5 protein-coding genes are annotated in these 3099 nt (G+C 66.1%); 4 read left to right on the top strand and 1 reads right to left on the bottom strand.

Annotation, left to right across the window (positions count from 1 at the left end; translation table 11 throughout):
- The 4 genes from VKZ87_RS10380 to VKZ87_RS10395 form a co-directional block, all read left to right on the top strand.
- Positions 1–1302: HAMP domain-containing sensor histidine kinase (locus VKZ87_RS10380; protein ID WP_324221185.1), on the top strand; the 1302-nt coding region annotated here is incomplete at its 5' end.
- Positions 1299–1997, top strand: a complete 699-nt coding sequence (locus VKZ87_RS10385; protein WP_324221186.1) for a response regulator transcription factor — start codon at positions 1299–1301, stop codon at positions 1995–1997. The genes VKZ87_RS10380 and VKZ87_RS10385, both read left to right, overlap by 4 nt.
- Positions 1998–2007: 10 nt before the next feature.
- A complete protein-coding gene (locus VKZ87_RS10390; protein WP_324221187.1) occupies positions 2008–2181 on the top strand; it encodes a DUF4169 family protein in 174 nt (57 codons plus the stop codon).
- Positions 2182–2306: 125 nt separating this feature from the next.
- Entirely contained in the window at positions 2307–2726 is a 420-nt protein-coding gene (locus tag VKZ87_RS10395; RefSeq protein WP_324221188.1) for a hypothetical protein, read from the top strand.
- An 18-nt stretch (positions 2727–2744) separates the two neighbouring features.
- Here VKZ87_RS10395 and VKZ87_RS10400 read toward each other — a convergent pair.
- Positions 2745–3099 (bottom strand): HdaA/DnaA family protein (locus VKZ87_RS10400; protein ID WP_414655643.1); only part of this gene is annotated, 355 nt, incomplete at its 5' end.

Below are 3099 nucleotides of genomic sequence, written 5' to 3' on the forward strand. Positions count from 1 at the left end.
TTGCTGCTGGTCGTTCTGCGCGGGCCGGAACCGGCGCCGTGGCATATCGTCCTCGACAACACGATCATCAATCTGGCGCTGGCGCTGGTGGCCGATGGACTGGCGCGCTTCCTCAGCCGCAAGCCACTGCCTGCGCTCGGCATTGGAGTCGTCATCTTCTCCGTCCTGTTCTGGTCGCTGGCACTGGCCCTCGATCCGGCGAATGTCGCGATCCGCACCCACGGCGCGACCGGTGTTACCATTCTCTGCATTGCCGTGATGATCTGGACGCTGGCATCAGATCGCAGCCAGCCCAGACTGCTGCGCTGGATCACCATCTTCTTCCTGAGCTGCCATGCCGCCGCTTCCGTCGCCCGCAGTGTCGCCATCCACCTCCAGGAGACTTTCCGCGAGATGCCCGCGGCGACCACCAATGCCCAGGCGATCTACTTCTTCGAGATCAATGTCTTCATCACGGCCTATTTCCTCTGCCAGCTTCTCATGGTCGGCATCCGGCTTTCCGCCGATCTGCGACAGAAGAACGAGGCGCTCTCGCATGAGGTCAATGAACGCCGCAAGCTGCAGGAACAGCTGGGGGCCGCCCTGGCCACCGAGAAAGCCCTGCGCGAGGAGCAGCACCAGCTTCTGCGGATGGTCACGCATGAATTCCGCACGCCGCTGGCCGTGGTCGACCGTGCAGCCGAAATGATCGCCGTCGTCCTTCCAAGCCCGCCCGAAGCCGTCGCCAGCAGACTGGACAGCATCCGCCAGGCCGTGCGCCGTCTGGTGCAGCTGATCGACCGCTTCCTCGACTCGGAACGGCTTGATCAGGAGGCAATGCAGCCCGAGCAGATCGATCTGGCCGAATTCACCGGCAGCATCGCCCGGCATTTCGACATGACGGGCAGCGGCCATCGGCTCACCTTCAATATGGCCGACGACCTGCCCCGCTACTTCGGCGATCAGGACATGCTCGCCACGGTCGTCATCAACCTGGTCGAGAACGCGCTGAAATACTCGCCCGAGGATACGCCCGTCACTGTCTCGATCGTTGTGGCAGGCGGCGACATCGTCATCGGCGTCAGGGACCGGGGCATCGGCATCCCCGAGGCCGAACGCCGCTCGGTCGGGCGGCGCTTCTTCCGCGCCTCCAACACCCGGGCGGCCACGGGAACCGGACTGGGCCTGTATAACGCGCGCAAGCTGCTCGAGTACCATCAGGGCGAGCTGAGCCTGGAGGTCCCCCCGGATGGCGGCACTCTTGCGCTGATCCGGCTGCCGCTGCATATCCACTCCATCGCCCCTCAGGACCCCGTAGCATGACGCGTATCCTGGTCGTCGAGGACGAACCCTCGCTGCGTATCGATCTGGTCGATTACCTCACCATGCGCGGCTTTGACGCCGCCGGCGTCGGGACCGCTGCCGCCCTGAAGGCCGAGCTGCGGAAGCCGGATCTACCCGACATCATCATCCTGGATATCGGCCTGCCCGACGGGAATGGCTTCGATCTCGCTGCACAGATCCGCGAGAGCCACAGCTGCGGCATCATCATGCTGACGGCACATGGAGAACCCGACGACCGCGTCCGCGGTTACGACAGCGGCGCCGACATCTATCTGGTCAAGCACAGCAGCCTGCGCGAGATCGAGGCCAGTATCCAGAGCCTGCTGCGGCGGCTGCAGAACCCGCAGGCAGCCCCGGGTGCCGTGCCCGACCAGTGGGTGCTGAACCGCGCGTCGTGGCAGCTGATCGCACCGAACCGGAGGGACATTCGGCTGACTGCCACCGAATTCGCCTTCGTCAATGCGCTGGTGGAACAGCCCGGGCAACCCTGCTCGCGCGACAGTCTGGCGCAGATCCTCGCCCGGCCGCACACCAGCTGGGACAACCGGCATCTCGATGCGGTGGTGAACCGGCTGCGCCGCAAGATCAAGGAGACCGCGCAGATGGAAGCGCCGATCAAGATGATCTATGGTCACGGCTACTCCTTCAGCGCTCCGGCGCGGGTCGAGAACTGACGGCAGGGCGATGGGCGATCTGGTCAACCTGAACAAGGCGCGCAAGCAGCGCGAGCGGGTGAAGGCGAAGACGCAGGCCGCCGAAAACCGGATCCGTTTCGGCCGGGACAAGGGCACCCGCGAGCAGGCCCGCAGGGAAGCCGAGCGCATCCGGCAGGAACTGGACGGCCGGAAGCTGGACTAGGCGGCGCCAGCCTGACACCCCCTCCGTCTCTCCCTCTCATCGTCACTGAACGGCCACACCCGGCGAGGCCCGGAATATGGTCCCCTGTCGGCATGGATCAGCGCCTGGCCGGGATGTTCAGCATCATGTCTCAGGGATTCCTGCAGGAAGACTATGCCGTGCTGCGCGAAGCGGTGCGGCAATGCCGGTCGTGGCTGGCGCTCTATCTGGAACCGAACGGCATCTCCGCCCAGGACTGCCTCGACGGTCTCGTCTCGGTACTGTTCAATTCCTGGCTCGAGGGAGCCTTCGATCCGCGGCTGGAACTTCAGGTACGGCCCGATGACGATTTCCTGCTGCAGGATTTCGCCGCGCTCCATACCGCCGTGAAACGCGCCCGGCTGGCGCTGAACCGGCGCTTCCAGGCAGGCAGCTCGGTTTCCGACCGCCGCTGCATGGACTGGCTCATGCTGGCGCTCGACAACGAGCTGCTCGGCGCGGCCGGCAATTTCGAGGCCCTGGTCGCCAGCGGCGAACAGGCCGACTGGGATCGCCGCAACCTCTAGGGCCTCGGGCCCGCCGCCTCAGGGCTGTACCGCCCCCTGCTCCATCAGCTTACGGACCAGCGCCACCGTCACGGCGCGGTTCTCGGCCAGCGCCGCGGCATCCAGCGCCGCGGCCCAGCTGCGGGCGGCATGGAACGAGCGCTCGATCCGCGGCACGAGGTATTTCACCACCTCCTCGCCGATCGCGAGCTGGCGGTCGGCGAACAGCTTGACCAGCAGGGCCGCCAGCAGCGCATCGTCGGGCGCTGCGATCTCCTGCGCCGGCATCGCCTTGAGCCGGGACATCAGGTCGGGCAGGCTGAAAGTCCAGCGCGCCGGCGCGGCCGAACCGGTCAGCAGCAGGCTGAAGCCGCGCTCGCGCATCAGATTGATC

Origin of the sequence: Ferrovibrio sp. (assembly GCF_035304305.1) — a bacterium.
Classification (GTDB): Bacteria; Pseudomonadota; Alphaproteobacteria; order Ferrovibrionales; family Ferrovibrionaceae; genus Ferrovibrio.

What these genes read in the sequence shown, in the direction of transcription:
- VKZ87_RS10385 (WP_324221186.1), top strand. Translation starts at nt 1,299, where the DNA reads ATGACGCGTATCCTGGTCGTCGAGGACGAACCCTCGCTGCGTATCGAT.
- VKZ87_RS10395 (WP_324221188.1), top strand. Translation starts at nt 2,307, where the DNA reads ATGTCTCAGGGATTCCTGCAGGAAGACTATGCCGTGCTGCGCGAAGCG.
- VKZ87_RS10390 (WP_324221187.1), top strand. Translation starts at nt 2,008, where the DNA reads ATGGGCGATCTGGTCAACCTGAACAAGGCGCGCAAGCAGCGCGAGCGG.